Below are 25,726 nucleotides of genomic sequence, written 5' to 3' on the forward strand. Positions count from 1 at the left end.
GGCGCTATCCTCGCACAGGCTCCTCGAGGTAGGGAGCCACGGCGGCGACGAGTTGGTCGCGGACGAGCACGGACGCCACGGACAGGTCAACGGTCGCCGCGCCGAGGCGGTGCCCGGAGGAGACGAAGGATTCCGCGAGGGCAGTCCCCGTGGAGGGGTAGAGCAGGAGGCCTCCCGCCCGCAGCGACGCCGGGTCCGTGGACGATTCCTGCTCGCGCACATACGTGTAGAGCTCGAAGAGGTGGCCCGAGCTGAGGGTCTCCCGGGCGAACCGGCCGGTCCGCAGTGCGGGGGCGAACTTGGTGTCCACGATGAGCCTCCGGCCCTGCGCCGGTTCGCGTGCGGGAACGTCGATCCAGACGTCCGTGACCATGTGCGGCAGGACGGCGGCCATCCCGAGCGTGGCCCCAGTGGTCTTCCAGCCGACCTTGCGGCCGCGCTGCACCGTCCACCCGCGCGGACGCCCGTGCACCGAGTAGAAACCGCCCACCGCTCGTTCGAACAGGTTGCGGAACTGCCGCTCGTCGAGGCTTCCGCGTCCATGCCCCGGATTGGTGCGGCCGAAGGGGAGGGACAGCTGCAGCGCCAGCCGGGCCGCGAGCAGCACCGACCGGTCGCGCTGGTCGTTCCGGGTCAGCCGCAGCCCGGCGAGCAGCGACTGGTCCCGCTGGCCGGCCCTCAGGTCGAGCAGGCCGACGCCGAGCCGGGCGAGCCTCTGCGACTGGCCCTGGCAGCGGCGCATGAGGTCCTCGTCCCCGCACAGCCGGGCGATGGAATCCAGCGCGGTGCGGACCAGGCGGTTGCGCGGCGTGTCCACGGTGAGCTCTTCGAACCGGCACGCCACGAGCCCGCGCGAGAGCAGCTGGTGGGACTCGGTGCGCAGGGTGTCGATGCCGCCGCGGACCCGCGAGAGATCGCGCGACGTCTTTGCGAATGAGGGCGTGAGCGGCCTGCGCAGGCGGTCCTCGGTGCTCGCCACGAGCAGCTCGGCGAGCAGCTCGGGGAGCTTCTCGGGGTACTCCTCGACCCCGTCGAACGCCTCCGGCCCCGACTGGTAGAACTCCGAGGCGTACAGCAGCAGAAGCCACACGTTGCGGACCGGGATGGTCACCCCGCCCGCAACGACGACGGATCCGTCCGCCGCCGCTGGAGGCGCCGAGCCCGCCGTCGTGCTCTCCGTGCTGCGCTCGGGACGGGCGTCCGTCACTCGAGGCCTTCGAGGAGGGCCGACGACGCCGCCTCGGCCTTCGCCGCGTCGTCGAACCAGTACTCCTCGAGGGTCGGCACGATCTCGGTGTCCACGACGCCGCGGAACCAGTCCGCGAACGAGGAGACGCGCTCCTCCGCCGGCGGCGTGACGAACGAGTGCCCGAGGCGGAACTCGGAGCCGAGCGCCGGGTCGTCGGCGATGCGGTCGTTGAGGGCCTCGAAGTGGAATCGCACGAGCTCGAGCTCCTTCTCGTCCACGCCGTGGCGCGTGGACATCCACGACTGCCATGCGTCGTTGACGCTCGGCTCGAGCGAGACGAACGCGAAGCGCCGCCGGAACGCGAGGTCCATGATCGCGAGGGAGCGGTCGGCGAGGTTCATGGTGCCGATGATGTAGAGGTTGCTCGGCACGTGCACGCTCTCAGTGCCCGAGCGCGGGTAGGCGAGCTGCAGGGACTCGCGCGGGGACCGCTTGCCGGCCTCGATGAGGGTCAGCAGCTCTCCGAAGACCTGGACCGGGTTGCCGCGGTTGATCTCCTCGATGAGCATCACGTGCGGGACGTCAGGGTTGGCGTTGGCCCGCTCGACCATCTCGAGGAACGGGCCGTCCACGAGCGTGAGCTTCCCGTCCGAGCCCGGGCGCCAGCCGCGCACGAAGTCCTCGTAGCTGGAGTTCGGGTGGAACTGGGTGGCGCGCAGGGCCGACTTGTTGTCCCTGGTGCCGATGAGCGCGTAGGCGAGGCGACGCGCGAGCCAGGTCTTGCCCGTGCCGGGAGGGCCTTGGAGGATGAGGTTCTTCTTGGACCGCCACCGGGCCAGGTACGAGTTGAGGTCGGACTCGTCGATGAAGCAGCCGTCGGTGACGATGTCGTGCACCGTGTAGCTGGCCTGCGGCGAGACGGGGGTCGGATCGTCCTCCGGCTCGGGGGCCTCGTCCGTGGTGCCCTGGGCGTGCGCGCCCTGGCCGTACCGCTCGAGGTAGGCGGTCCAGGACAGCTCGGGGAAGGAGTGGACCGCGAACTGGGGATCCTCGAACTTCGACGCGAGGGTGTCGAGCAGCGTCACGTACGCGGCGCCGTCGGCCGTGAAGAAGTCCTGGTCGAGCATGAGCTCGGTCTTCAGGTAGGTCCGCGAGCGGCCGTCCAGGGGCAGGAAGTTCCACGGACGCACCCAGAACAGGCCCATCGTGAGCTTCGTGCCGACGCGGTAGATGTCGCGGGCCCGGTCATAGGCGGCGGCCAGCCGGAACCGTTCGTGGTCCTCACTCGAGTCGGCCGTGGCGAGGGCCGCCTCGAAGACGTCCCAGAGGCTGTCGATGTCGTCCCGCTGGCGGGTCCCTGCCGGCGGGAAGAACCACGAGTTCTGGTTGTTCAGGAGGGGGATGCCGTCGAAGGCCGTGGGCGCCGGGACCTTGACGCCGAGGAAGGCCGCCCAGTCGGCGGCGATCTCGGTGCGCTTGGCGGGCGTGGTGCCGCGGTTGAACGTGCCCATGACGGTGAAGGGGCAGATGTCCTTCAGCGGCACCGGGTTGTCCCGCCAGTCGCGGTCCATGAGGAATCCGAGCTCCTCGTGGCGCTCCTGCATGGCGCGGAGGTGGGCGAGAAGCTCGGGGCGCCGGTTGCGGAACCTCAGGAGGGCCGTTGCCATCGCCTCGTAGAAGGCCGTCCACTCGAAGCGCTGCTCGGGCTTCGGGTCGTGGTCGCCGAACCGCTTGGCCCACGCCGGATCGTTGCGGAACCGGTCCGTGTCCTGGGCGTCGCCCCAGAAGGTGAAGCGGAGGAGTTCCTCGCGCATCCAGTGGCCGGGCGTGACCTTCCAGATGGTGTGCCGGCCGGTGTAGAGGTACCACTCCCGCGGCGAGTCCACGCGGGTCCAGTCGACGGCGATCTTGCGGCCGTCGCCGGGGTTGGCGGTGATGACGCCCACGGCCTTGATCGCCATGACGGGGACGGCGTGCCCGCGGGGATCGAACGGGAGGCCCTTGCGGCGGACGTAGGTCGACTTCAGGGCGATCTGGTCGCCCACCTTCATCGACTTCACGGTGTCGAGGTAACGGTCCTCGAACCCGTTCTCCCAGATGTGCTGCGAGATGAACCGTTCGGTCTGGTCCTGCGGTTCCTGGTCTGCGTAGTACGCCCCGACAAACCAGTACTGACCTTCGGGAACGCCCGCTTCCACCATTGATGTCCTGCCTTCTCCGCCTGCGCCGCGACCCACGGCACCCAAAGCATTAGATCATGTTCTGATGAACGCTGCGCCGATGCGAAGGACGGCCGCGGGGCACCCGCGGCGGGTCGCGGCGGTGGCCGGGGCGGCCCCCCATTGTCGCCGTCCCGGACACCGCCGTCCCCCCTTCCAGAATGCTGCATCCTGCCCCGATGCAGCACTCACAGGAGACCAGAGGGGTCCGACATTTCTTCCCGTGTCAGGAGGCCGGGCACGGCACGAGGAGGTGGAACACCTCGTCCCGGACGCCGATCCGCACCGCTTCGTGTTCGGGCAGTCCGCTCATGACGTCGTTCCCCACCGCCAGAGTGCCTGAGCGCCGTTCGTTGCTGCGCGGACTCCACAGCACGGACCGCTCGGTTCCGCCCACGGACACCGTCACCACGGTGGGCACGATCGGGAACGCCGTCAGGGCGCTCCCCGGGATCCGCAGCACCTCGGAGTTGCGGTCGGACTCGGTCACCGGCTGGGAAGTGACCACCTGCGCGTATTCGTTGTCCCACGTGTGCATCCTCAAGCCGTATCACGGCCAGCAGGATCCTCGCGTGAGCGACACCGCGGGGGCGGTCACACCGGGAGCGGCACTCCGCTCAGCCGCTCGAGGGCAGCCACGAGCCCGGCAGCGGCCGCCGGATCGAGGGCCGATGGCCGAGGGGTGTGCCTCGTGGGCCGCCCGCTCAGCTGGAACGGGCCCGACGGTCCCCAGTAGTCGCCGTTGGCCACGGCAGGACCAGCGGCACCGGCAACGAGCACGGCCGCCGCGCGGTCCTTGCCCTGCCCGATCAGCCGCAGTAGGGGCCGCAGGCCCGGGAAGGCCTCGGGCTGGTTGACGGCGACGCCGTCCCGGGCCGGGGCGAGAGCGTCCATGGCCGTCCCGGGGTGGACCACTACCGATGAGGCGGCTGTGCCCTTGAGCCGCCGCGCGAGCTCGAACCCGAGCGACATCACGGCGAGCTTGGACTGGGCGTACTTGGCCAGGTCGGAGAGCGGCTCGGCCGGGTCCGGCACGGCGTCCGCCGGTGCCCTGGCCACGGCGTGGCTGATGCTCCCCACGGTCACGAGCCGGCCGCCGCACTCGACGAGCCGCGTCAGGGCACCCGCCACGAGCGCATACGTGCCCAACGCGTTGGTTCCCCAGAACAGCTCGAAGCCGTCGTCCGTCGTCCGCGGGCGCGGACCCCGGTCCGCGCGCGGCTTCACGTGGTCGGGAAGACCCACAGCCCCCGCGTTGGCGACCACCGCGTCGAGGCGGGGCAGCGACGCCAGGAGGGCGGCGGCGTCGTGCGCCGAGGCGAGGCTCGCCAGGTCCAGGGCCACCGTGCGCACGACGGCGCCCGGCACCTGCGCCCGGATGCTCGCATCAGCGGCGGCGCCCCGCTGCGGCGAGCTGCTCCGCCGCGAAGTAGCCGATCCCGGCCGTGGCACCCGTGACCACCACCGTTGCACCGTCGAGACGGGGCAGCGCAGGCGGGGTTCGGAGCACGGGGGTCCCGGGTCAGGAGCCGACGGTCTTGACGATGTGCACGTCGCAGGGGGCGGAGTGGGCCACGGAGTTTGCGACGCTCCCGAGGAACCTGCCGATGCCCTGCATGCCGCGGTTGCCCACAACGATCATCCGCGCCCCCATGCGCTCCGCCTCGGCGATGATCGCCTCGGCCGGCTTGCCGCGCGCCGCGCCGTACGTGATGGTCAGGCCGGGCGTCGCGAGGTCTGCTGCGACCTTCTTGGCGGTGGCGACCGTGGAGTCCGCGTCCGAGACGATCCACGTGTCGCTGCCGCTGTGGATGACCTCGGTCCGGTCGGTATCGAAGGCTGAGACCACGTGGAGGGGCGCGCCGAGGGCCACGGCGAGATTGCGGGCTTCCAGGGCGGCGTGGTGGGCGGTCTCGCTGCCGTCCACGCCGACGACGATGGGTCCAGTCATGATGCGCTCCTGAGTGCGTCGTGGGGCTGATGGGGCCAGAGTACCGGGAGCCTCCCGCGGTTGCCCGGCGGCGCGGCGCGCGGAGGCACCGGCGTCCCGGGAGGCGTCGGTCGGGCTCGCGGCCCCTCCGGTCAGAGGGAGGCGAGGGCCTCGTCGATCGGTGTGTCGCCCTGGTTGAAGCCCACGAACTGGTGCACGGTGCGCGGCTCGCGCAGCGCGGCCGCCACCACAGCGGCGACGTCCGCCCGGCTGACGCTGCGGGCGTCCTCGGGGCCCGCGAGGGCGATCCTGCCGGTTCCGGGGTCGAGGGTGAGGGCGGAGGGGCCGAGGATGGTCCAGTCCAGGCTCGTGCCGCGCAGGTGCTCGTCCGCGGCGGCCTTGGCCTCGGCGTAGTGGAAGAACGGGTTCGACTCGGGCACGCCGTGGTCGGGGCGCGCGCCGAGGTAGGAGACCATGAGGTACCGGGGCACCTGGGCGTCGGCGGCCGCCTTCATCGAGCGGATGGCGGCATCCCGGTCCACGGCCATGGTGCGTGCAGGGTTGCCTCCTCCGGCTCCGGCGGACCACACGACGGCGTCGTGCCCGGCAAGGATCTCCGCGAGGGCGGCCTCGTCGAGGGTCTCGACGTCTGCCACGACAGGGGCAGCGCCGGTGGCCTCAACCTCCGCCGCATGGTCGGGGTTGCGGATGATCGAGGTGACCTCGTCGCCGCGCTCCACGAGCAGCGGGGCGAGGAGGAGGGCCACCTTCCCGTGGCCTCCGATGATGGCGATGCGTGACATGCTGGCTCCTTCTGATCGGCGGCGTGGTGCGGGACCAGTCCCACCCTGCCACGCGCGTGCCCTCGTGCCCACTCATCCCGGCGCTGAACCGAGCCACGCCGAGGCTGCCGAGCTCAAGCGGCGGACAACTGGGCGGGACTGCACGCCTCAGGCTCGCCTCTCGCGCTCCCACTCGTCCAGAAGCTGCGGCATGCGCTCGGCGATGAACCGGTAGAAGTGAGCCATGTCCTCGACCCGGGCCTGTGCCTTGGAGCCTGGGGCAAGCTCACCGGCGAGGGCCGTGGACAGCGACCCGAGCCGCTGGTACACCGGGTTCTGCCTCAGGGTGGCCACGTACCAGAGGTCGTCGGGCAGGGCGTACCGGTCGCGCCGGCTCCCCGGCTGGGATACGCGGTGCACGAAGCCGACCGTCTGCAGGTACCGCACCGCCCCAGAGACCGCGGCCGCGCTCACGCCGAGCACCTCCGCCAGCTCGGCCGCGGTCAGGGCCCCGTCCTCGGCGACGACCAGCGCCAGGAGCGCGCGCGCCGGGATGCGGGGGAAGCCCGCGGCGATCATGACCGCCGCCGAGGCCTCGGCCGCATCCGGGAGCCCGGGCGCCTCGGAAGGAGTGTCCGGCTCGGCGCTCATGCCGACCCCACTTCACGGCGCCGCATGAGGGCCAACGCGAGGGCTGCCGTGCCCGCGCTGATGGCGAGCATCCAGAATCCGCCGGCCCAGTCGGTTCCGCCCGGGCCGGGGACCGGGGTGTGCGAGAACGGGGAGAGGTCCTGGACGGACTTGTCGACGCCGATGAGGCCGCCGAAGACGCCCAGCAGGACCGCGACGCCCAGGATCGTCCAGCCCGCGGGGATGGTTGCGCGCGGCCAGACCACGAAGACGAGAGCGGGGACGGCGAGGAAGATGAGGGCCGCAGGAACCTGGTCGAGGGCGGTCAGCCAGACGTCGCCCACGGCGGCGGAGGTGTCTCCCGAGGCAGTGAGCGAGGCCCACGCACCCACAGCGGTCAGGAACAGGACGGCGACGATGGTCAGTGCGCCGAGGCCGAGATAGTCCGCGAACCAGCGCATACGGCCCAGCGGCTGCGACACGAGCCAGGGACCGGTCCCGGCGGCCTCCTCCTGCCGCGCCCGGATCACGGCCTGCAGGGCGCACGCCGCCGCGAGGACGCCGGCCAGCAGGAAGAAGACGGAGACGAGCAGCTGGGACGTCGAGGTGCCCTGGGCGTTGAGCATCTTGCGCAGCGCGGCCGTCGTGTCTTGGTTGGCAGAGGTGATCGCGTCGATGGCCGAGCCCAGGGCGCCCGTCAGGAGGCCTGTTGCGAGGCCGCCGATGCACCATCCGATGATGGATCCCATCTGGAGCCGGGCAGAGAGGGCGAACGAGCCGTTCAGCGTCGGGCGTGCGTCGGGCCGCCCGGTGCGTCCGGCGAGGAGGGCGGCGCCCACGTCGCGGCGGTCCATGATGAGGGCCGTCGCTGCGGTGCACGCGGTGCCGAGTGCCAGCGGGAGGAGCAGCGGCCACCAGCGGTCGCCCGTGTAGGCGAAGGTCTGCTGCCCCCACCCGATCGGCGAGAGCCAGCTCGGCCAGCCGGCGGTCATGGTCATGCCGTCGGCCCCGGGGGTGCCGGCGGCATCGCCGAAGCCGCGCAGGAGGTAGGCGACGAGCACGAGGGAGGCGGAGACGGCGTTCGCTCCCCGGGACGTGCTCATGAACTCCCCGGCCAGCAGGCCGACCCCGAGGAAGGCGATGCCGACGGCGCCGGTGGCCGCACCGGCCAGCACGGACCCGGCAGGGTCGAGGTTCCCGGCCATGAAGCACACGGCCACGACGATCGCGGCCAGGATGTTGGCCACGACGCCGTGCAGCACCGTGGCGAGCAGCGGCAGCATCCGCCCCGCCGGGGTCGCGGCCGTCATTTCCGCCCTGCCGCTCTCCTCCTCCGCACGGGAGTGGCGCACCGCCATGAAGGTGCTCATCCACCCCGCCAGCAGCGCGAGGAAGGTGAAGATCTCGAAGAACGTGAAGGCCCCGAGCCCCGGCCCGCGGGCGAGGCCGCGGAACACGAGGATCGCGGGGGTCGCGAGGGCGACCTTGAGGATCTCGGACTGGGTGGTGACGTCGCCGTAGGTCTTGGCCACGGCCGCGGAGGCAAACAGCGTCATGGCGCCGATGCCGACGATCCAGCCGGCGAGCTGCCAACGGTCCCGCCGGAGGCGCTGCCTGTAGAGGGAGACGAAGGTGCCCATCTCAGGCTCCCGCGCTCGTGGTGCCGGCCTGTGCCGGGACCTCCTCCGGCGACCGGTGACGGCGGTGGCGCCGCCCGCCGTCGTCCGTGCCCTCAACGCCTCCGTTCCCGCGCTCTTCCGCCGGGACCGTGTCGCCGTAGTGGCGCAGGAAGAGCTCCTCGAGCGACGCGGGGGAGACGAGCAGGCCCTTCACTCCGAGAGCGCCGAGGAGCGGCAGGACCTCGTGGACGCGGTCGGAATCGGCGCCGAACTTCACGCGGCCCTCCGCGACCGTGAGGTCGTGGACTTCGGTGCGGGCAGCAAGCGCGGCGGTGTCGACGTGGTCGGCGGCGAAGGAGATCTCGGTCCGGGTGAGGTGCCGCAGGGAGTCGAGCGTGCCCCCGTCGACGATCCGGCCCGACCGGATGATGCTCACCCGGTCGGCGAGCCGCTCGACCTCGGAGAGGATGTGGCTCGAGAGGAGCACGGTGGCACCGTTCTCCGAGAGGCGGCGAACCTCGCGCGTGAACACGGCTTCCATGAGCGGGTCGAGGCCGCTCGTGGGCTCGTCGAAGAGGTACAGCTCGGCGGGGGTGGCGAAGGCTGCGATGAGGGCGACCTTCTGCCGGTTGCCCTTCGAGTAGGCGCGGCCCTTCTTCGTCGGGTCGAAGTCGAAGAGCTCGCAGAGTTCCTTCTTGCGGGCCTTGTAGCGGGAGTGGTCCGTGGTGCCGCCCCGGAGGCGGGAAATGAGGTCGATGGCCTCGCCGCCCGAGAGGTTGGGCCAGATGCTCACATCTCCCGGGATGCTTGCCACACGGCGGTGCAGCTCGACCGCGTCTCCCCACGGATCCCTGTCCAGGACGGTGACGGTGCCCGAGGTGGCGCGGGCGAGGCCGAGGAGGATGCGCAGCGTGGTCGACTTGCCTGCGCCGTTCGGGCCGAGGAAGCCATGGACCTCGCCCTGGGCCACCTCAAGGGTCAGGCCGTCGAGCGCGTGCACACGGCCGAAGTGCTTGTGGAGGTCCACTGTCTGGATGACCGTTGTCATGCAGATGAAGCTACGCCTGTTTCACAAGATTCTGAATATTCAGAAGCATAAGGATTCCGTCAAGAATCGTCCGCGCCGTGGCCGGTCGCCGCCGTGCGAGAGTGGACCCCATGACGGCCGCCCTCACCCTCCCCACAGCCGAGCTGCACCTGCACATCGAGGGCACCCTCGAGCCCGAGCTCGCGTTAAAGCTCGCCGGCCGGAACGGTGTGGAGCTGCCCTTCGCGTCCGTCGAGGAGCTGCGGGCCGCCTACCGGTTCACGGACCTGCAGTCCTTCCTCGACCTCTACTACGCGTGCATGGCCGTGCTGCGCACCCGCGCGGACTTCCGGGACCTCGCCGCCGCCTACCTGACACGTGCCGCGGCCGAGGGGGTGCGCCACGCCGAGATCTTCTTCGACGCCCAGGCTCACACCGCCCGGGGCGTGCCGTACAAGGATGTGGTGGGCGGGCTGCAGGACGCGCTCGACGGCGCGGCGCGCCTGGGCATGACCGGCGGCCTCATCCTGTGCTTCCTCCGCGACGCGCCGGTCGAGGAAGCCGAGGCGGTGTGGGCGGAGGCGAGGCGCCAGCCCGAGGCGCTGCTCGGCGTCGGCCTCGACTCCGCCGAGGTGGGGAATCCCGCCACGCCGTTCGCCCACCTCTACGCCGAGGCCCGGGCGCTCGGCCTCCACGCGGTCGCGCACGCGGGGGAGGAAGGCGGCCCCGAGTACGTCTGGGAGGCGCTGCGCGAGCTCCGCGCCGAGCGGATCGACCACGGCATCCGCTCCCTCGAGGACCCCCAGCTCGTGCGGCATCTCGCCGAGCACCGCATCCCGCTCACCGTGTGTCCGTTCTCCAATGTGCGGCTGCGCGCCGTCCCCTCCCTCGCCGAGCATCCGCTGCCGGCGATGCTCGCCGCGGGCCTGCGCGTGACCGTGAACTCCGACGACCCGGCCTACTTCGGCGGCTACGCCGGGCAGAACCTCGCCGCGGTGGCCGAGCAGTTCGGCCTCGACCGCTCGAGCCTTGCGGAGCTGGCCCGGAACTCCGTGACAGCGAGCTTCGCGCCGGATGGACGCCAGGCCGAGCTGCTCGGGGAGATCGACGCGTGGGAGGCGGGGGCATGAACCCCCAGCCCGTCACGGCCCGCGCCCTGCTGCTGGACATGGACGGCACGAGTCGCGCGCGCACGACGGCGCGGCGCGGCTCACGCTCGCGGGCTGAGGCCGCGCCGGGCCGCAGACTACTTGGCGGGCAGCGACCGCGCGTACTCGACGCCGACCGTGACCCAGCGGCGGAGATCGTCGTCCGAGTCGATCGCGTCCTCGTCCACGCGGAGCCAGCCGTCCATGGAGCGACCGCGCATCACGGCGCGCTCCACCCCGGGGTGTGCGCACAGCTCATCGCTCGCCGCCGGGTCGGCACGCAGGAGCATCCCACCGCTGCCCGACGCGCTCACGGCCATGTTGCCGCCGATGAGGAACGCGAGGCCGCCGAACATCTTCTTCTCGGTGAATTCCGCGGTGCCTGACAGGAGGGCGCGGATGCGATCGGCGAGCACTGTGTCGTAGGCCACGCGGACATCCTCCCAAGAATGCAGCGGATCCGGCACCCCTGGGTCTCCTGGGCGCGAGGAGCCGCCCTTGAGGTGGGCGCCGGGGCGAACTAGCGTGGGGCGGGGCTCGGGCCGAGCAGGCCGAGCCTGACCAGCAGGCATCGACAGGAGCAGCAATGGGAACGTCGACGGGCAGAACAGCAGCAGTGCTCGGAACGGGCATCATGGGCGCGGGCATGGCCAAGAACCTCGCCAAGGCGGGCTTCGACGTCACCGTCTGGAACCGCAGCCACGAGAGGGCCGCGGCGCTCGCTGACGCCGTCTCGAAGGTCGCGGACACGCCAGCGGATGCCGTCTCGGGTGCCGACGTCGTGGTGACGATGCTCTTCGACGAGGCCGCGATCGCCCAGGTCATGGGTGAGGCGCTGCCGGCGATGAAGGACGGCGCGGTGTGGGTGCAGAGCGCAACCGTCGGCGTCGAGGGCGCGCAGCGGCTCGCCGAGCAGGCCTCTGCTGCAGGAGTTGCTTTCGTGGACGCCCCGGTCATGGGCACCCGGCAGCCCGCCGAGGAGGGGAAGCTCATCGTGGTGGCAGGCTGCCCGGCCGGTCTCCGGGAGACCGTGGACCCGGTCTTCGACGCTGTCGGAGCGAAGACGGTCTGGGTCGGCGACCGCCCCGGCGACGGGCAGCGGCTCAAGCTCGTGCTGAACTCGTGGGTGCTGACGCTCGTGGGAGGCACGGCACAGGCGATCGACCTTGCGCGCGGCCTCGGGCTCGACGGCCAGCTCTTCCTCGACTCGATCGCCGGCGGCGGGACGGACAGCCCCTACGCCCAGCTGAAGGGCAAGGCGATGATCGCGGGCGAGTACCCACCGGCGTTCCCACTCGAGGGCGCCGCGAAGGACGCCGGGCTCATCGCCGACGCCCTGCGCTCCGCCGGGGTGAGCTCCGTGCTCATGGACGCGCTGCGCAGCAGGTTCGACGCGGCGGTCGAGGCCGGTCACCGGGGCGAGGACATGGCCTCCGTCGTCGAGGCGTTCAAGGACTAGGACCGCGCGCGGCGGTAGGAGTGCTCCCGCAGGCGGCGGGTCCACGCGTAGGTGCCCGCGGTGGGCAGCGGGCTGAGCAGGGGGTCGAACCGCAGGCTGGTGTCCTGGATGGTGCCGTCCGGCCCAAGCGCAGGCCTGAGGCGCAGGGAGCCGAAGCGGTGCCAGGCGCCCAGCGGCGTGGCCCAGAAGAGCTCAAGGTGCCAGTCCGCGTTCGGGGAGATGCGGCCCGGCGCGCCCGGATCGGCGCCGCGGGTCCGCGCTCCGAGGATGACGGGGCCGCGCGGCCCCCGGTAGGGCATGAGGGAGGTCAGCCGGGCCGCCCCCGCCGTGCGGTGCATGGTCAGGCAGAAGCGGCCCGGCACCCGCCACCCAGTGGACGCCAGAAGGACGTCCGCCGTGCGGCCCTCAGCGGGGAATCTCACGGCGAGGCCGATGATGTCCGGCCACTGCACCGGAAGGCCGATCGACCGCGAGAGTCGTGCGGTCACGGCCTCCTTGGAGGCGGCGTCGAGGAAGGGGATGCCGGAGCCGCCGCCGCTGATCTCCAGCGTGCCCGTCAGGAGGACACCCTGCGGGTGGATCGGGCGGTCTGGCCGCACCGCCTTCACCGCGCCGAAGCCGGCGGCGAACAGGCGCCCGAAGAAGCTGGTGGGGTGGCGGGCCATGGAACCTCCGTGTCGGGCTTTTGGGGCCAGCGGGACGAGGGGCGGCCCCGCAGCCGCATGGCTATTACCCAGCCGACCTGCTTGACTGCCATCAGCACACCCGGCTGCCGAAGGAGTCCCCATGTCCGCCACCCGCACCATTCGCGGCGCAGTCCTGAACACGATGGGTGCCCCCACGCCGTACGCGAGCAGCCGTCCCCTCACCGTCGAGGACCTCGAGCTGGCCGGCCCGGGCCCGGGCGAGCTGCTCGTGCGGATCGAGGCCGCCGGCCTGTGCCACTCCGACCTGTCCGTGGTCAACGGGTCCAGGCCCCGGCCGCTGCCCATGCTGCTCGGGCACGAGGCTGCCGGCATCGTCGAGGAGGTGGGCGACGGCGTCGCCTCCGTGGAGCCCGGACAGCGCGTGGTCATGACGTTCCTGCCGCGCTGCGGCGAGTGCGCCGCGTGCGCGACCGAGGGCCGGCTGCCGTGCGAGCGGGGCAGCGCCGCCAACGCCGCCGGAACCCTGCTCACCGGCACCCGGCACCTTTCGCGCCCGGGCACTGGCGAGGTGGTGCAGCACCACCTCGGCGTCTCCGGCTTCGCGACCTATGCCGTGGTCGACGAGCGTTCCGTCGTGCCCGTCGGCGGCGATGTCCCGCCGCCTATCGCCGCGCTCCTCGGCTGCGCCGTGCTCACCGGTGGTGGCGCCCTGCTGAACGCGGGGCGCATCACGCCCGAGACCAGCGTGGCGGTCGTGGGCCTGGGCGGCGTGGGCATGGCGGGTCTGCTCACGGCGGTGGGGACCGGCTGCCGGGTCATCGCCGTTGATGCCCAGGAGTCCAAGCTGGCCACAGCGCTCGAGTGGGGTGCCGCTGAGGCCATGACCCCGGCGCAGGCCCTTGAGCGGAAGGCGGAGGCCAGCGTTGTGCTCGAGGCCGTGGGGCACCCGCGCGCCTTCGAGACGGCGTTCCGGCTGCTCGGGCTGGGCGGGACGCTCGTGACCGTGGGGCTGCCGGCGCCGGGGGCGCTCGCGGAGATCGAGCCGCTGCAGCTCACGGCGAAGGCGCAGACGGTGGTGGGCAGCTACCTCGGCTCGGCTGTTCCGAAGCGGGACGTGCCCGCCTTCGAGGCCCTGTGGCGCGAGGGGCGCCTGCCGCTCGAGCGGCTCGTGTCCCGCACCATTGCGCTCGAGGACATCAACGAGGGCATGGACGCTCTCGCCTCGGGTGAGGTGATCCGGCAGGTCGTGGCGTTCGACGGCGCGCCTGTCACCACTGCTTGACGAACCTCGCCCACTCCTTGGCGAACCTCGCGCGCGACTCGGCGGCGCGCTGCTGCTCGAGCGCGTGCAGCCGGCCGTAGGTGAAGGCGCTCTCGGTGTCTGCCTCGGCCTCGGCCGCGAGGCGGCGCAGGTGCTCGCGGGTCACCACGCTGTCCTGGAGGCCCCCGAGCGTCTCCTGGAGCTCTTCGGCCGCCTCGGCGAGCTGCTTGGCCTGCTTCCCGAGCACGGGACGGGCCGCCTCGGCGGCGTAGCGGAGGCGCTTGGCCGCCTTGCGCACCTCGTGGAGGGCCGCGTCGAGCTCGTGCTCGGGCACGCCGGCCTCCTCGGCTTCCTCGGCACGCTCCACCGCAGCGCGGATCCGCTTCACATTCTTGCGCAGGCGGCGCTCTGCGGCCGGCGCGGCTTTCTTCTCGGCCTTCTCGCTGAGCGGGGGATCGGTGAGGAAGTCCTCGAGTGAGTCCATGAGGTGGAAGTAGCGCTCGCTGTCCAAGGCGACCACCCCGACGTCGTGCGCCTGCCGGTAGCGCGACGACGAATCCCCCTCGAGGCGCCTTGCGACCGGTCCCACGACCAGCTCGGGCGGCTCGGCTGTGACCAGCCCTGCGAGGTGGTCGCGCATTACCTCGACGTCGCGCGCCTGGCCCACGGTCTTGCCGAGCCAGGAGAGCTCGCCGCGGAGCCGGTTCGCGGCCTCGGCGTCCACGAACGGCCGGAACGTGGCCAGCGCGGACCGCATCCGGCGCGCGCTCACGCGCAACTGGTGGACGGCGTCCGGCGCGTCGAGCCGCACGGCGGGGTCGTGGGCCGCGAGCGCGTCGGCCTGTTCGCGTAGGTAGGCCAGAAGCACGACGGCGGCAGGCCCCTTCCGCTTGGGGGTGGCCGCAGGCTCCTGCCGTGGGACCGCGTCGCCGAGCGCGCGTGCGAGCTTCGAGGGGAGTTCGGCGGGGTTGACATCTAGGGACGCCAGGAGGGTGTCCGCCGCGGCCAGCAGGTCCTCCGGGCCGGTGACGAGCTCGAGCTCCCACTCGCGCCATGTCTGCACAGGGCCGGTCCCGGGGGGCGCCTGCGCCTCCACGCGGTCGTCGCTGAACTCCGCCAGGACCGCACCGCCGGGGGCGAGCAGGTCGGTGGCGGCGCGGCGCGTGCTCACCCGCGCCACGGGCACGAGGGCGCCGCCGCGGGTGTGGAGGGCTACGAGGCCCGCGAGCCGCGCCGGGACAGCGGAGGCGTCTACGCCGAGCGGCTCGGAGATCTCGTGCCGTGCGGCCGCCTCGGCCGGGACCTTGAGGTGCCACCCGGCGTCGTGGCCGCCGATCCGCCGCCGCAGCGTGATCCGGTGGGCCGCGAGGGCCAGACCGGGAGTGTCGAAGTAGACGGCCTCGAGGCGGTCAAACCGGGTGGGCGCGAGGGCGGCCACCCCTGGCAGCTCCGCGAGGGGCGGCAGGGGAGTGCCCTCCTCGACGCTGTACTTGCGCTCTACCTCGAGGGAGTCCGCGGCCATGGAGCAAGCCTACGGGCGGTGCCGGGCGGTGCCCAGAGGCGGCGGGGCAGTCGCAGCAGCGCAATCCCCACCGCGGCGACAGCCTGCCGCGCTCTCTACTCCTCGTCCGCCAGGTGCAGGGAGGCGGCCTGGAGGACCGCGGCGACGTCGGCCTCCGGGACGTCGTCCCGGTAGGCGTCTGCGACGGCCTTGAACCCGATCGCCATACCGAGCACGAGTCGCGTGTAGTCCGGCGCGAGGGCCTCGATGACCTTTCGGATCACCTCCGGCAGGATGTCGCGGAGAGCCGCGGCCTGTTCTGCGGAGCCGCCGGAGAAGGTGACGGAGATGTCGTCGTCCACGCGCGCCAGGGTCTTGAGGGACTCCTTGAACATCTCGGCCGCCGCCGGGTCGTCGGGCTCCCACGTGAGGGCCGCGGTCAGGATGCCGATGCCGCGCTGGATCATCTCCGTGTCATCGCTCATGGTCCCATCCTGCATCGGCTCGGCTCAGAGTGCGTGCCGATGGGTTCCGTTCTGCGCGCCTCCGAAGCCTAGGATCCGTCCCCGGCTCAGCCGGCGAGTTCCGTTGCGAGCTGCGTCAGCGACGTGACCGTCACCTCCGGGCGGGCGAAGTAGGACGGGTAGGGAGCCCCTGAACGGTTCACCCAGGCGGTGCGCAGGCCGGCTTGGGCGGCGCCGTGGATGTCCCACGGATGGACGGCAACGAGCATCATGTCCTCTTCCCGGGCACCGCACTGCTGCGCGGCGTAGTGGTAGGAGGACGGATGCGGTTTCCAGGCGGGGGCGTCCTCGACTGAGAGCAGTGCCTCGAACTCGTCCCGGATGCCGGCGGCGTCGAAGAGCTTCTGGGCGACCTGGGCGGAGCCATTGGTCAGGGTCACGAGGCGGAGACCGGCTGCGCGGAGGGTGCTCACCGCCTCCGGGACGTCGGGATGCAGGGGGAGATCTGCCACCGAGGAGGCGAGACGGCGCGCCGTGGCCTGGGGCTCGTGCACGCCGGCTCCATCGAGGAGGCCTGTGAGGAGTTCAGTGCCGATCTCGGCGAAGGGCGCCGCGTCGCCAGCGGCCGCGAGCGCGAAGCCCTCCCGCAGGAGGGTCGCAAACCACAGTGTGGCCAGGTGCTCCGGAGCGCCGGCCTCGGCGAACCGCGCTCGCAGGGGGGACATGTCGGAGAGGGTCTCGTTGACGTCGAAGACGATCACTTCGGGTGCTGCGGCCATGGCGGGTCCTTCCAGGATCAGGCGGGGGTGCTGGTGGGGGAGGAGTACCCCGGCGGGCAAGGGTCACACTGCGCGGCAGGAGAGGTGTGGGACATAGCCGCGCTATCCTCGTCCCCTAGCCTGTCCCGGAGGAAAGGAAACCCATGATCTTCATCAGCGCGAAATTCCCCGTCAAGCCCGAACACGCCGACGCCTGGCCCGAGATCTCCCGTGATTTCACCGAGGCCACCAACGCCGAGGACGGCTGCCTCTTCTTCGAGTGGTCCCGGTCCCTGACGGACCCGAACACCTATGTGCTGCTCGAGGCGTTCCGCGACGACGAGGCGGGCGGCGAGCATGTGAAGACCGCCCACTTCAAGAAGGCCACCGAGGAACTGCCCGCGTACCTGTCCCGGACGCCGGACATCATCAACGTGAAGGTGGACGGTTGGTCCGAGCTGGGGGAGCTCGCGGTCAAGTAGGGGGGGCCGTTTGGGGGAGCGGACGACGGCGGGAGCTCACCCGCCGTCGTCCGGCCCATCTCGTTGGGTGTCTGTGAACCCTCTGCGTAGGATTCGGACAGGACTTGAACGTCGTGGGGGGACGGCAATGGGGGATGAGGTTCGGGCTCTCGCCTTCTCGGGCGTGAGGCCCATGGATTGGTCGTGGTACCGAAATTTCGGTGGCGGCCCGAATTACGTCACTGCAGAACTGCGGTCGGCGAATCGGATGGTCGCTTGGCGTGCGGCACTTCGCAGCGTTGGCTGCGTCTTCATCCTGCTCGGCGGCTTGACGGCGGTGTCGCTTGTCGCCTTGGCGACGGGCACCCGCACTTCGTCCGGATGGGTGTCCGTTATTTTCGGGGTCCTCATCTTTGCTCTGGTCCGGTTCGTGCGGATCCTTGCGGCGGCCGCCGGGCAGCGGTCTGGTAACCGTGAAGCCGCGAAGTCAGCCGCTCGCGTTGGGCGGGTCTTCGGCGACCCGGGAGGGATTCGCGCTGCCGCGCCACGGTTCGGGGCGGCGCAGACCGAGGCAGGTGCCGTGGGGGAGGAGGCCACCGCGCTGCTCCTGGACCTCGTCCTAAGCATCCCCGGTACGTCGGTCTTCCACGGGATGCAGTTCCCGTATGACGACGTCGCTGACGTCGACCATGCGGTGGCGCGCGGGAATCTCGTGTTCCTCATCGACTCGAAGCTGTACCGGTGGGGCACCTACGAGTGGCATGTACGTCGTGATCGGGACCTCATCGTCCGTGCAGACGGGTACGGACCACCGCGGCACAACGCCATGCATGTAGCGGCAGAAGGATACCGAAGGCTGCTGGGCGCCAAGACCGAGGTCGTCCCTCTGGTCCTTATCCACGGGACGAATGTCGCCGTGGGGCAGAGGTCGATTTCGGCCCATGGCGTCCATATGGCCACAGCGGATCAGGCTATGGAACGGATCGGGAACGCTTTGGCAGCAACCGTCGGTCTTTGGCCGGACAACCCCGCTGTACGCGCTGCGCTCATCGGGAAGCTCAAGGTGCCGCCGCCGGCTGACCCAGGCCCGGGATAGCGAAGCCGACCTTCCCGAGCTCTGCCCGTGTGAGTGCTTGTGAGTCTCGCTGCCGCCACGTCTAGCGACGCCCGGCCGGCACGCACGACGGCGGGTTCCCGGCCGCCGTCGTGCGCCTCCTGTGTCTGGTGAGGCCGAGGGGCATACTGGGCTCCATGCCGATTCCGAGCGATTCGCGTGATTGGTTCCACAAGGCCGTCGTCTACCAGGTCTACCCGCGCAGCTTCGCCGACTCGGACGGGGACGGGATCGGGGACCTCAAGGGGATCATCGGCAAGCTCGACTACCTGGAGCACCTCGGCGTGGACGCCGTCTGGCTCTCGCCGGTGTACCGCTCGCCGCAGGACGACAACGGCTACGACATCAGCGACTACCGCGACATCGACCCGATCTTCGGCACGCTCGAGGACCTGGACGAGCTCATCAAGGGTCTCCACGGGCGCGGCATGAAGCTCGTCATGGACCTCGTGGTCAACCACACCTCGGACGAGCACCCATGGTTCGCCGAGTCCCGGGCCTCGCTCGACTCTCCGAAGCGCGACTGGTACTGGTGGCGCCCGGCCCGTCCCGGCCACGAGCCCGGGATGCCGGGCGCCGAACCCAACAACTGGGCTTCGTTCTTCTCCGGCCCGGCGTGGCAGTACGACGCCTACACGGGCCAGTACTACCTGCACCTGTTCTCGAGGAAGCAGCCGGACCTGAACTGGGAGAACCCCGAGGTGCGTCGCGCTGTGTACGCCATGATGAACTGGTGGCTGGACCGCGGTGTCGACGGGTTCCGCATGGACGTGGTCAATTTCCTCTCGAAGGACACCGCGCTGCCGGACAAGCCCCTGGCCGAGGGTGAGCTGTACAGCCATGACCGCAGCGGCTACGTGTGCGGTCCACGCATCCACGAGTTCCTGCAGGAGATGCACTTCGAGGTGTTCGCCGCCCGCGGCCCGGGGCTGCTGACGGTGGGGGAGATGCCGAGCGTGACGCTCGAGGAGGCGGTCCTGTTCACGGACCCGTCCCGGGCCGAGCTGGACATGGTCTTCCAGTTCGAGCACGTGACCCTGGACTGGGACGGCTACAAGTGGCGGCGGAAGCCCCTCCGCCTCACCGACCTCAAGGCGTCCCTCGGCCGCTGGCAGGCGGGACTCCAGGAGCGCGGCTGGAACAGCCTCTACTGGGGCAACCACGATCAGCCGCGCGCCGTCTCCCGCTTCGGCGACGACGGCGCCTACCGCGAGGCGTCGGCGAAGATGCTGGCCGGGGTCCTGCACCTGCACCGCGGCACGCCGTACATCTACCAGGGGGACGAGCTCGGCATGACCAACATGCCGTTCGCCACCATCGCCGAGCACCGCGACATCGAGGTGCTCAACCACTACCGGGAGGCCACGGATACGCTCGGGCTCGATCCGGCCGCGGTCCTGGCCAGCGTTGCCCCGCTCAACCGCGACAATGCCCGCACCCCAGTCCAGTGGGACGGGAGCCCGCACGCCGGCTTCACCACCGGCACCCCGTGGATCGGGGTCAACCCGAACGCCGCGGAGGTCAACGCCGCCGAGCAGCTGGGCCGCCCCGACTCGGTCCTGAACTTCCATCGCGAGCTCATCCGGCTCCGCCACGAGCTGCCCGTCGTCGCCGACGGCGACTTCACCATGCTCCTGCCGGACCACGAATCCGTGTACGCCTTCGTCCGGCGACTCGGGGGCGAGGAACTGCTCGTGCTCGGAAACTTCTCGGGCGAGCCGCAGGCCGTGGACCTCGGGGACTCCGACTGGGCCGGTGCCGACGTGCTGCTCGGCAACTATCCGAAGAGCGAGGGCCTGGACCTGCGGCCCTGGGAGTTCGCCTGCCGCCTTCGCACGGTGGGTGCATAGCCGGCGTCGTCCTGGGGTATAGCGAGGGAGGCCAACCCCTTCGACGAAAGGTGTCACCATGCGAGCCGTCTAGATCCCTGCCCCCGGCGAGGCCTTCGAAACCGTCGACCGTGAGGTCCCCGAGGTCCCGCACGGCCACGTCCTCGTGCGCGTTGCGGCGTGCGGCGTCTGCCATTCCGACACCATGCCCGGCGCCGGCATGGCCTCCTCCTACCCGCGCATCCCGGGCCACGAGGTGGCCGGGACTGTCGAGACAGTCGGCGAGGGCGTCGAGCAGTGGACGCCCGACCAGCGCGTGGGTGTCGGCTGGTTCGGCGGTGCCTGCTTCGTGTGCGATGCGTGCCGCGACGGCGACTTCATCTCCTGCCGCGTCGGCAACGTCACCGGCCTGACCTTCGACGGCGGGTACGCCGAGTTCGTCGTGGCCCCGGCTGATGCGCTTGCGGCTATCCCGGACGAGCTCAGCGACGCTGAGGCCGCCCCGCTCATGTGCGCGGGCGTGACCACCTTCAACGGCCTCCGGCAGAGCGGCGCCCGCGCCGGCGACGTCGTGGCGGTCCTCGGACTCGGCGGCCTCGGCCACCTCGGCGTGCAGTTCGCGGCCCGCATGGGCTTCGAGACCGTCGCGATCGCGCGGGGTGCCGAGAAGGAGCAGTTTGCACGGGAGCTCGGGGCGCACCACTACATCGACAGCACCGCGGACGACGTCGCGGCCTCGCTTGCCGCGCTCGGCGGTGCGAAGGCTGTGCTCGCCACGGTGACCGATGCCGATGCGATGACGGCGGCCATCGGCGGCCTGGCGCCGCGCGGGAAGCTCGTGGTCCTCGGCGTCCCGCACGAGCCCTTGTCCGTCAATGCCGGGGCAATCGTCGGCGGGAGCCAGTCGGTGGCGGGACATGCGTCCGGGACCGCGAAGGACTCCCAGGACACGCTGCGCTTCGCGGCGCTCACCGGCGTGCGCCCGCTCATCGAGGAGTACCCGCTCCAGAAGGCCGCGGACGGGTTCGACCGCATGATGTCGGGCAAGGCCCGCTTCCGGGTGGTCCTCACCGTCGATTGACGGGTGGCCTCGCCAGCACTGGAGGCGGCACTCCTGCGGGGGTGCCGCCTCCAGGTGCGTGGTGTTCCCCAGCGGTCTGAGGAGGCAGGCCCTTGCCGCACGGGATCCGTGCGGGCATAATCTATCTCGACAACCGAAATACTTGGTTGTCGAGAATATCGCAGAGTGTCACTGTCTGATGTAGCAGAAGCCCCGGCCCTTGTGCCCTTGCCCTTTGGAGAAGACCCATGCGTACTCGCCGCTTCCTTGCCGCCGCCGCGTCCGCCGCAGCACTTGCCTCGACCGTCCTCCTTGCACCCGCGGCCACTGCCGACGCGGGCATGGGAACCGCCCCGCGCAGCCCCAAGGCGACGACAGTGGTGCTGAACCCCGAACTCGTGCCCGTTCTGGTCAACACCCTCGACGTCAGAGCGCTCGCGCCGGCCCGACTGACGGCGCCGGGCGGCATGCCCCAAGTGTCGTTCCCCATCACGAGCATCGGCCAAGGCGTCATCGGGCACGTCGGCGGCCTCGACTTCACCCCGATTGGCGGCGGCGACCTCCGTCTGACCAACTTCGACATCAACCTCGGCACCGGCCTCCTCGATGCCAAGGCCCAGCTGAACGGCAAGCGGCTTCAGGGTCGCGTTGACCTCTTCGCCCTCGGCCCGGTCCAGCCCATCAACGGTTCCGTCCCCTCGTGCACGGGCACGCCCGCGGGCCTGACCCTCACCCCCGCGGCTGCCGCCGCCCTCGGCGCCCCCTCGTTCGCGGGGGCGTTCATCGGCGACGCCTGCGTGGTCGCGGGGAACTGAGGCTTCCGACTCCTCCAGACCGCGGGTGTCATTCCTGGCAGAGGCGCCCGCGGTCTGGGGGTCACGCCACCGGGTGGCCGGCCCCGTCCTGCCTCTCCAGACGGCAAACCGTCAGGAAAGCTGAACAGTAGTGTTCAGTAAGAGTTGCTTTACGTGACGGGACGGTTCTTCCAATACTGGTGCGGGAGCTGTGGTCCACGTCACGTCGCGTGAGGCTGCGCTCTTGGGAGGGCCCGGACCGCGGGTCCGAAGCACAGGTGGGAGTTCTCGATGATTGGGCAGGACCTGCGTTCGGTGTGGCGGCGGAAGCCGTTGGAGGAAATGGAGGACGAGACCGTCAAGAGCGGTCTGTTCAGGAGCCTCGGGCTATGGCAGCTCACGGCGATCGGTGTGGGAGGAATCGTCGGCGTCGGCATCTTCTCGCTCGCCGGGCTCGTCGCGCACGGCGATTCGGCCAACCCGGGGGTGGGTCCGGCCGTCCTCATCTCGTTCCTGGTGGCGGGGCTCGCCTCGGCCGCGGCGGCCCTCTCCTACGCGGAGTTCGCGGGCATGATCCCGCGCGCCGGCTCCGCCTACACGTACGGGTACGTGGCGCTCGGGGAGATCACCGGCTGGTTCATCGGATGGGACCTGCTGCTCGAGTACATCGCGATCGTCGCCGTCGTCGCCATCGGCATCTCCGGCTACCTGGACGCGTTCCTCAGCGGCTTCGGCGTCCATCTCCCGGCTTGGATGGCCTCCACGGTGGACGAGGGCAAGGGCGGCGTCATCAACCTGCCGGCCATCCTGATCTGCCTGCTCGTCACGCTCATCCTCAGCCGCGGGACCAAGGCCTTCGGCCGGTTCGAGCTCGCGGTCGTGGCCATCAAGGTGGTCCTGATCCTGTTCATCGTGGGCCTCGGCATCTTCTACATCAACACCAGCAACTACACGCCGTTCATGCCCAGCGGCTTCGGCCCGGTGATGAGTGGCGCCGCCACGGTGTTCTTCGCGGTCTTCGGCTACGACGCGATGAGCACGGCCGCCGAGGAGGCCACCGAGGGCAAGAAGCACATGCCCAAGGCCATCGTCCTGTCCCTCATCATCGCGATGCTCCTCTACGTTGCCGCGACCCTCGTCCTCACCGGGATGCAGAACTACAAGGACATCGACCCGAAGGCCGGCTTCGCCTCCGCCTTCGCCGGCGTGGGCCTGCCGGTGATCGCGAGCATCATCTCCGTGTTCGCGGTGCTCTCCATCCTCACCGTCATGCTGACCTTCCTCCTCGGCGTGACCCGCGTGTGGTTCTCGATGAGCCGTGACGGACTGCTGCCGAAGTGGTTCTCAAAGGTGGACCGCGGCGGCACCCCGCAGCGCGTCACGTGGATCGCGGGCCTCGGCTCGGCGTTCCTCGCCGGGGTGTTCCCGATCCGCGCCGTGGCCGACCTGACCAACATCGGCATCCTCGCCGCGTTCGTGGTGGTCTGCGTCTCGGTCATCGTGTTCCGCCGCACCAAGCCGAACGCGCCGCGCACCTTCCGCCTGCCGTTCATGCCGGTGGTCCCCGCGTTCGGCGTCCTCGCCTCGCTGTTCCTGATCTCCCAGCTGCACTGGGAGACCTGGCTCCGCTTCGTGGTCTGGCTCGTGATCGGCCTGGCCATCTACTTCGGCTACGGGCGCAGGCACTCGCTCATGAACCCGGACAGCCCGCGCCGGGTGCAGGAGGCGAGCCTGCGGGGCTGACCCAAGGCTCCGCAGAGCGCACGACGGCGGGTGAGAGCCCGGCGTCGTGCGCGGCCACCTGGGCCGCCGAGCAGTTGGTTCCGGAGCTGCTGGGATCGGAGTCCGCGGCGGGCGTAAAGCCGGCTAAATCATTCCCGTGGAAACCAGAAGGGCCGCTCATCCAGCAACCGCACTGATGAGGCGCTGCGATGTCACAGGGTAGGGTTGCCTCATGTTGGCACCCAAGGGGCTTTTTACGGCAGTTCGCCGCGCATTGGACAACCTCAAGCCGGAACGCGACCCACTACTCCCTCGTGGTCGTGAAACGGGGTGGAGGGGGATGGAATTTGCTGAGGCGCAGAGATTTCGGCCCTTTGATTTGCTTCCTGCAGCTGGGCAATTCTTCGCGTCTTCAGGAGAGAGTCCCGCGACACGCCACTACATCGACACCGTGCCGCGAGCCCCTTTCCTCACGATCGAGCTAAGTTCTGAAGGCGACCCCGGTGCGTGGGAGGCAGGCATCTCAACCCCACGGGGAACCGTACGAGCCGACTACGATGTTTCGGAGAACCAGGTTCGCCTGTTCCTCTCCACAGTCCATTCTGAGCGTCTACTTGGAAAACGCGTTGTTGCCGCGGGTCCCGCGCGGGTGGCGCTGACGTTCACGGAGAACACCGTGTGTCTCTGGAGCAGGGATGGCGGGGATTGGTCCGTTCTTGTGGTCTGCCGTCTGAGTCCTGCCGATGGAATCGATTTACGGCAGGCCGATTGCCTGTCCGCCTCCCGACTCTTCTGGCGAGGCAGCTTCGCGCGCGCCCGCGCAGGGTATTTCGGCTATGTCGGGCTTCGCGACCCGCAGCTTATTCGCTCGCCAGACGGAGAGCCCATCCGCGACGGGGGAAGGCTCTGGATGACCGCCACGTGTGCTGGACCTGGATTCTTCCATGCAGCCCACTGGGCCGTGTTCTCGTTTCCTGAGAATAGTCCAGAGGAATTGCGCTTGGAGAGCCACTTGTTCTTCAATCGAGACGGCCGGCTGCTGGGTGACCATGCTGGGTTCATACTTCGCGGGGAGGATGGGTTCCTCGTCGGAGTCAGCTCGTGGGGTGATTTCGACAACAATGCCCACGTACGCTCTGCGGCTTCACAGGCAGACATTCTCACTGGAGTTCACGTGCTTGAGTCGCGGCCTTGGCCGCTTCCCACCGAATATGACGCCTGGGACCCATCGCTGATTCGTCATGAAGGAGCTTGGTGGCTGGCGTTCGTCGAATGCACGAGGTATTCGCCGAGGTTCACCTTCAGGCCCGTTCTCGCGAAGACTTCTCCAGGAGCTGAGTGGGACGGCCAGTTGGAACGTGTAGGAGCAGACACAATACATCAGCAGACTGAAGGGACTTTGCTGACAATTCTCGACGGCAACCTCTACGTCCTTGCCAGCGACGGTGATGCTCGGGATTATCCGATATACGACCTTGCCATGCATCGTATCGACACGCTGAACGCGCCATATCCGACAAACATTCCCCATCCATTGGTCGTCAATCCGAATGACGACCCTTTCATCCTCACTTTCGACGGCACGCCTCACAACGAGTCAGAACTTGGGTATGGCACGCACGGCGACATTGTCGTCCTACGGGGCAGGCGCCAAACGGCCTGACCGCCGTGGGGTGCAGCGCAGTGCACCCAAGAGTTTCAACCATGTTGGCTTTTCCCCTAACAGCACGGACATGATTGTCCCCAGGGAGATAGTCCTGCGGCAGAACGGCGGGCACGCGCCGTCGTGCGCGAACGGTGTTAGCTCTGGGTTGCCTCCCACGCCCGGCCGGCCTCGACGAGGATGCGTCCCATCGCGGCCCCGGCGGGAGAGGGCCGCTCGCCCCCACGGCGGGCGAGCACGATGCTGCGCGCCGGCGGCGTGGGCGAGACCGCGGTGATCACCGAGATGTCGTCGCGGAGGCTGTAGAGGGAGAGTTGCGGTTCGAGGGCAATCCCCATGCCGACGGCGACCATGGCCTGTGCCTCCTGGTAGCTTCGGGCTTCGAACGAGACGGTCGGGGCGAAGCCCGCCGCTTCGCACGCGTCCTCGAGGACGGCCAGGACGTTGGG

At 70.2% G+C, this 25,726-nt stretch carries 26 protein-coding genes; 10 read left to right on the top strand and 16 right to left on the bottom strand.

From position 1 onward, the window contains the following. Positions 1 to 4: 4 nt before the first annotated feature. The 10 genes from IE231_RS15865 to IE231_RS15905 form a co-directional block, all read right to left on the bottom strand. Entirely contained in the window at positions 5 to 1,207 is a 1,203-nt protein-coding gene (locus tag IE231_RS15865; RefSeq protein WP_189694964.1) for a 5-methylcytosine restriction system specificity protein McrC, read from the bottom strand. After that, positions 1,204 to 3,390, bottom strand: coding sequence for an McrB family protein (locus IE231_RS15870; protein WP_189694965.1), 2,187 nt, complete (start codon positions 3,388 to 3,390; stop codon positions 1,204 to 1,206). The genes IE231_RS15865 and IE231_RS15870 overlap by 4 nt, the downstream gene beginning before the upstream one ends. A gap of 244 nt (positions 3,391 to 3,634) precedes the next feature. Next, positions 3,635 to 3,946, bottom strand: a complete 312-nt coding sequence (locus IE231_RS15875; RefSeq protein WP_189694966.1) for a hypothetical protein — start codon at positions 3,944 to 3,946, stop codon at positions 3,635 to 3,637. A 56-nt stretch (positions 3,947 to 4,002) separates the two neighbouring features. Beyond that, positions 4,003 to 4,776 (bottom strand): Rossmann-fold NAD(P)-binding domain-containing protein, encoded by a 774-nt coding sequence (locus IE231_RS15880; RefSeq protein ID WP_229867242.1) that lies wholly within the window; start codon positions 4,774 to 4,776, stop codon positions 4,003 to 4,005. A 19-nt stretch (positions 4,777 to 4,795) separates the two neighbouring features. Further along, entirely contained in the window at positions 4,796 to 4,918 is a 123-nt protein-coding gene (locus tag IE231_RS18445) for a hypothetical protein (protein WP_255430224.1), read from the bottom strand. Between the two features lie 12 nt (positions 4,919 to 4,930). Then, on the bottom strand, positions 4,931 to 5,359 hold the full coding sequence (locus IE231_RS15885; protein ID WP_189694968.1) for a universal stress protein: 429 nt from the start codon (positions 5,357 to 5,359) through the stop codon (positions 4,931 to 4,933). Between the two features lie 131 nt (positions 5,360 to 5,490). Beyond that, on the bottom strand, positions 5,491 to 6,141 hold the full coding sequence (locus IE231_RS15890) for an NAD(P)-dependent oxidoreductase (protein WP_189694969.1): 651 nt from the start codon (positions 6,139 to 6,141) through the stop codon (positions 5,491 to 5,493). 147 nt (positions 6,142 to 6,288) lie between these two features. Next, complete coding sequence (locus tag IE231_RS15895) at positions 6,289 to 6,771, bottom strand: GbsR/MarR family transcriptional regulator (RefSeq protein ID WP_189694970.1); 483 nt, start codon at positions 6,769 to 6,771, stop codon at positions 6,289 to 6,291. Further along, complete coding sequence (locus IE231_RS15900) at positions 6,768 to 8,390, bottom strand: ABC transporter permease (protein ID WP_189694971.1); 1,623 nt, start codon at positions 8,388 to 8,390, stop codon at positions 6,768 to 6,770. Before IE231_RS15900 ends, IE231_RS15895 begins: the two co-directional genes overlap by 4 nt. Before the next feature lies 1 nt (position 8,391). Beyond that, a complete protein-coding gene (locus IE231_RS15905; RefSeq protein WP_189694972.1) occupies positions 8,392 to 9,417 on the bottom strand; it encodes an ABC transporter ATP-binding protein in 1,026 nt (341 codons plus the stop codon). A gap of 110 nt (positions 9,418 to 9,527) precedes the next feature. Here IE231_RS15905 and IE231_RS15910 point away from each other — a divergent pair, with 110 nt between their 5' ends. Then, a complete protein-coding gene (locus tag IE231_RS15910) occupies positions 9,528 to 10,526 on the top strand; it encodes an adenosine deaminase (RefSeq protein WP_189694973.1) in 999 nt (332 codons plus the stop codon). Between the two features lie 116 nt (positions 10,527 to 10,642). Here the strand turns inward: IE231_RS15910 and IE231_RS15915 are convergent, their stop codons facing one another. Continuing rightward, complete coding sequence (locus tag IE231_RS15915) at positions 10,643 to 10,975, bottom strand: TfoX/Sxy family protein (RefSeq protein WP_189694974.1); 333 nt, start codon at positions 10,973 to 10,975, stop codon at positions 10,643 to 10,645. A gap of 155 nt (positions 10,976 to 11,130) precedes the next feature. Between IE231_RS15915 and IE231_RS15920 the strand changes: the two genes are divergently transcribed. Next, on the top strand, positions 11,131 to 12,003 hold the full coding sequence (locus IE231_RS15920; RefSeq protein WP_189694975.1) for an NAD(P)-dependent oxidoreductase: 873 nt from the start codon (positions 11,131 to 11,133) through the stop codon (positions 12,001 to 12,003). Here IE231_RS15920 and IE231_RS15925 read toward each other — a convergent pair. Further along, the gene (locus IE231_RS15925) at positions 12,000 to 12,668 is read right to left on the bottom strand and encodes a hypothetical protein (protein WP_229867244.1); all 669 of its coding nucleotides are present in this window, start codon (positions 12,666 to 12,668) and stop codon (positions 12,000 to 12,002) included. The two genes, IE231_RS15920 and IE231_RS15925, sit on opposite strands and share 4 nt — an antisense overlap. 121 nt (positions 12,669 to 12,789) lie before the next feature. On the opposite strand from IE231_RS15925, the gene IE231_RS15930 reads away from it, so the two are divergent. After that, positions 12,790 to 13,932 (top strand): alcohol dehydrogenase catalytic domain-containing protein, encoded by a 1,143-nt coding sequence (locus tag IE231_RS15930; protein WP_189694976.1) that lies wholly within the window; start codon positions 12,790 to 12,792, stop codon positions 13,930 to 13,932. On the opposite strand, the gene IE231_RS15935 is transcribed toward IE231_RS15930, so the two are convergent. The 3 genes from IE231_RS15935 to IE231_RS15945 form a co-directional block, all read right to left on the bottom strand. Next, on the bottom strand, positions 13,919 to 15,433 hold the full coding sequence (locus tag IE231_RS15935) for a CYTH and CHAD domain-containing protein (RefSeq protein WP_189694977.1): 1,515 nt from the start codon (positions 15,431 to 15,433) through the stop codon (positions 13,919 to 13,921). The two genes, IE231_RS15930 and IE231_RS15935, sit on opposite strands and share 14 nt — an antisense overlap. Positions 15,434 to 15,528: 95 nt before the next feature. Continuing rightward, the gene (locus tag IE231_RS15940) at positions 15,529 to 15,897 is read right to left on the bottom strand and encodes a hypothetical protein (protein ID WP_189694978.1); all 369 of its coding nucleotides are present in this window, start codon (positions 15,895 to 15,897) and stop codon (positions 15,529 to 15,531) included. A gap of 86 nt (positions 15,898 to 15,983) precedes the next feature. After that, positions 15,984 to 16,655, bottom strand: a complete 672-nt coding sequence (locus tag IE231_RS15945; RefSeq protein ID WP_189694979.1) for a haloacid dehalogenase type II — start codon at positions 16,653 to 16,655, stop codon at positions 15,984 to 15,986. A 143-nt stretch (positions 16,656 to 16,798) separates the two neighbouring features. On the opposite strand from IE231_RS15945, the gene IE231_RS15950 reads away from it, so the two are divergent. From IE231_RS15950 to IE231_RS15980, 7 genes are all read left to right on the top strand, one after another. Then, the gene (locus IE231_RS15950) at positions 16,799 to 17,116 is read left to right on the top strand and encodes a putative quinol monooxygenase (RefSeq protein WP_189694980.1); all 318 of its coding nucleotides are present in this window, start codon (positions 16,799 to 16,801) and stop codon (positions 17,114 to 17,116) included. Between the two features lie 127 nt (positions 17,117 to 17,243). Next, the gene (locus IE231_RS15955; protein ID WP_189694981.1) at positions 17,244 to 18,191 is read left to right on the top strand and encodes a nuclease-related domain-containing protein; all 948 of its coding nucleotides are present in this window, start codon (positions 17,244 to 17,246) and stop codon (positions 18,189 to 18,191) included. A 155-nt stretch (positions 18,192 to 18,346) separates the two neighbouring features. Next, positions 18,347 to 20,059, top strand: a complete 1,713-nt coding sequence (locus tag IE231_RS15960; RefSeq protein ID WP_189694982.1) for a glycoside hydrolase family 13 protein — start codon at positions 18,347 to 18,349, stop codon at positions 20,057 to 20,059. 73 nt (positions 20,060 to 20,132) lie between these two features. Beyond that, on the top strand, positions 20,133 to 21,119 hold the full coding sequence (locus tag IE231_RS15965; protein WP_374189467.1) for an alcohol dehydrogenase catalytic domain-containing protein: 987 nt from the start codon (positions 20,133 to 20,135) through the stop codon (positions 21,117 to 21,119). 227 nt (positions 21,120 to 21,346) lie between these two features. Next, positions 21,347 to 21,913, top strand: a complete 567-nt coding sequence (locus IE231_RS15970; RefSeq protein WP_189694983.1) for a hypothetical protein — start codon at positions 21,347 to 21,349, stop codon at positions 21,911 to 21,913. Positions 21,914 to 22,183: 270 nt separating this feature from the next. After that, on the top strand, positions 22,184 to 23,635 hold the full coding sequence (locus IE231_RS15975; RefSeq protein WP_189694984.1) for an amino acid permease: 1,452 nt from the start codon (positions 22,184 to 22,186) through the stop codon (positions 23,633 to 23,635). 211 nt (positions 23,636 to 23,846) lie between these two features. Beyond that, on the top strand, positions 23,847 to 25,277 hold the full coding sequence (locus IE231_RS15980; RefSeq protein ID WP_189694985.1) for a hypothetical protein: 1,431 nt from the start codon (positions 23,847 to 23,849) through the stop codon (positions 25,275 to 25,277). 137 nt (positions 25,278 to 25,414) lie between these two features. On the opposite strand, the gene IE231_RS15985 is transcribed toward IE231_RS15980, so the two are convergent. Continuing rightward, on the bottom strand, positions 25,415 to 25,726 hold a 312-nt coding region (locus IE231_RS15985; protein WP_229867247.1), incomplete at its 5' end, for a LysR substrate-binding domain-containing protein.

It is taken from the genome of Sinomonas cellulolyticus (genome assembly GCF_014656475.1).
GTDB lineage: Bacteria > Actinomycetota > Actinomycetes > Actinomycetales > Micrococcaceae > Sinomonas > Sinomonas cellulolyticus.

What these genes read in the sequence shown, in the direction of transcription:
- IE231_RS15885 (WP_189694968.1), bottom strand. Translation starts at nt 5,359, where the DNA reads ATGACTGGACCCATCGTCGTCGGCGTGGACGGCAGCGAGACCGCCCAC.
- IE231_RS15910 (WP_189694973.1), top strand. Translation starts at nt 9,528, where the DNA reads ATGACGGCCGCCCTCACCCTCCCCACAGCCGAGCTGCACCTGCACATC.
- IE231_RS15895 (WP_189694970.1), bottom strand. Translation starts at nt 6,771, where the DNA reads ATGAGCGCCGAGCCGGACACTCCTTCCGAGGCGCCCGGGCTCCCGGAT.
- IE231_RS15945 (WP_189694979.1), bottom strand. Translation starts at nt 16,655, where the DNA reads ATGGCCGCAGCACCCGAAGTGATCGTCTTCGACGTCAACGAGACCCTC.
- IE231_RS15940 (WP_189694978.1), bottom strand. Translation starts at nt 15,897, where the DNA reads ATGAGCGATGACACGGAGATGATCCAGCGCGGCATCGGCATCCTGACC.
- IE231_RS15955 (WP_189694981.1), top strand. Translation starts at nt 17,244, where the DNA reads ATGGGGGATGAGGTTCGGGCTCTCGCCTTCTCGGGCGTGAGGCCCATG.
- IE231_RS15925 (WP_229867244.1), bottom strand. Translation starts at nt 12,668, where the DNA reads ATGGCCCGCCACCCCACCAGCTTCTTCGGGCGCCTGTTCGCCGCCGGC.
- IE231_RS15980 (WP_189694985.1), top strand. Translation starts at nt 23,847, where the DNA reads ATGTTGGCACCCAAGGGGCTTTTTACGGCAGTTCGCCGCGCATTGGAC.
- IE231_RS15920 (WP_189694975.1), top strand. Translation starts at nt 11,131, where the DNA reads ATGGGAACGTCGACGGGCAGAACAGCAGCAGTGCTCGGAACGGGCATC.
- IE231_RS15875 (WP_189694966.1), bottom strand. Translation starts at nt 3,946, where the DNA reads ATGCACACGTGGGACAACGAATACGCGCAGGTGGTCACTTCCCAGCCG.
- IE231_RS15890 (WP_189694969.1), bottom strand. Translation starts at nt 6,141, where the DNA reads ATGTCACGCATCGCCATCATCGGAGGCCACGGGAAGGTGGCCCTCCTC.
- IE231_RS15930 (WP_189694976.1), top strand. Translation starts at nt 12,790, where the DNA reads ATGTCCGCCACCCGCACCATTCGCGGCGCAGTCCTGAACACGATGGGT.
- IE231_RS15905 (WP_189694972.1), bottom strand. Translation starts at nt 9,417, where the DNA reads ATGACAACGGTCATCCAGACAGTGGACCTCCACAAGCACTTCGGCCGT.
- IE231_RS15935 (WP_189694977.1), bottom strand. Translation starts at nt 15,433, where the DNA reads ATGGCCGCGGACTCCCTCGAGGTAGAGCGCAAGTACAGCGTCGAGGAG.
- IE231_RS15950 (WP_189694980.1), top strand. Translation starts at nt 16,799, where the DNA reads ATGATCTTCATCAGCGCGAAATTCCCCGTCAAGCCCGAACACGCCGAC.
- IE231_RS15970 (WP_189694983.1), top strand. Translation starts at nt 21,347, where the DNA reads ATGCGTACTCGCCGCTTCCTTGCCGCCGCCGCGTCCGCCGCAGCACTT.
- IE231_RS15960 (WP_189694982.1), top strand. Translation starts at nt 18,347, where the DNA reads ATGCCGATTCCGAGCGATTCGCGTGATTGGTTCCACAAGGCCGTCGTC.
- IE231_RS15975 (WP_189694984.1), top strand. Translation starts at nt 22,184, where the DNA reads ATGATTGGGCAGGACCTGCGTTCGGTGTGGCGGCGGAAGCCGTTGGAG.
- IE231_RS15870 (WP_189694965.1), bottom strand. Translation starts at nt 3,390, where the DNA reads ATGGTGGAAGCGGGCGTTCCCGAAGGTCAGTACTGGTTTGTCGGGGCG.
- IE231_RS15900 (WP_189694971.1), bottom strand. Translation starts at nt 8,390, where the DNA reads ATGGGCACCTTCGTCTCCCTCTACAGGCAGCGCCTCCGGCGGGACCGT.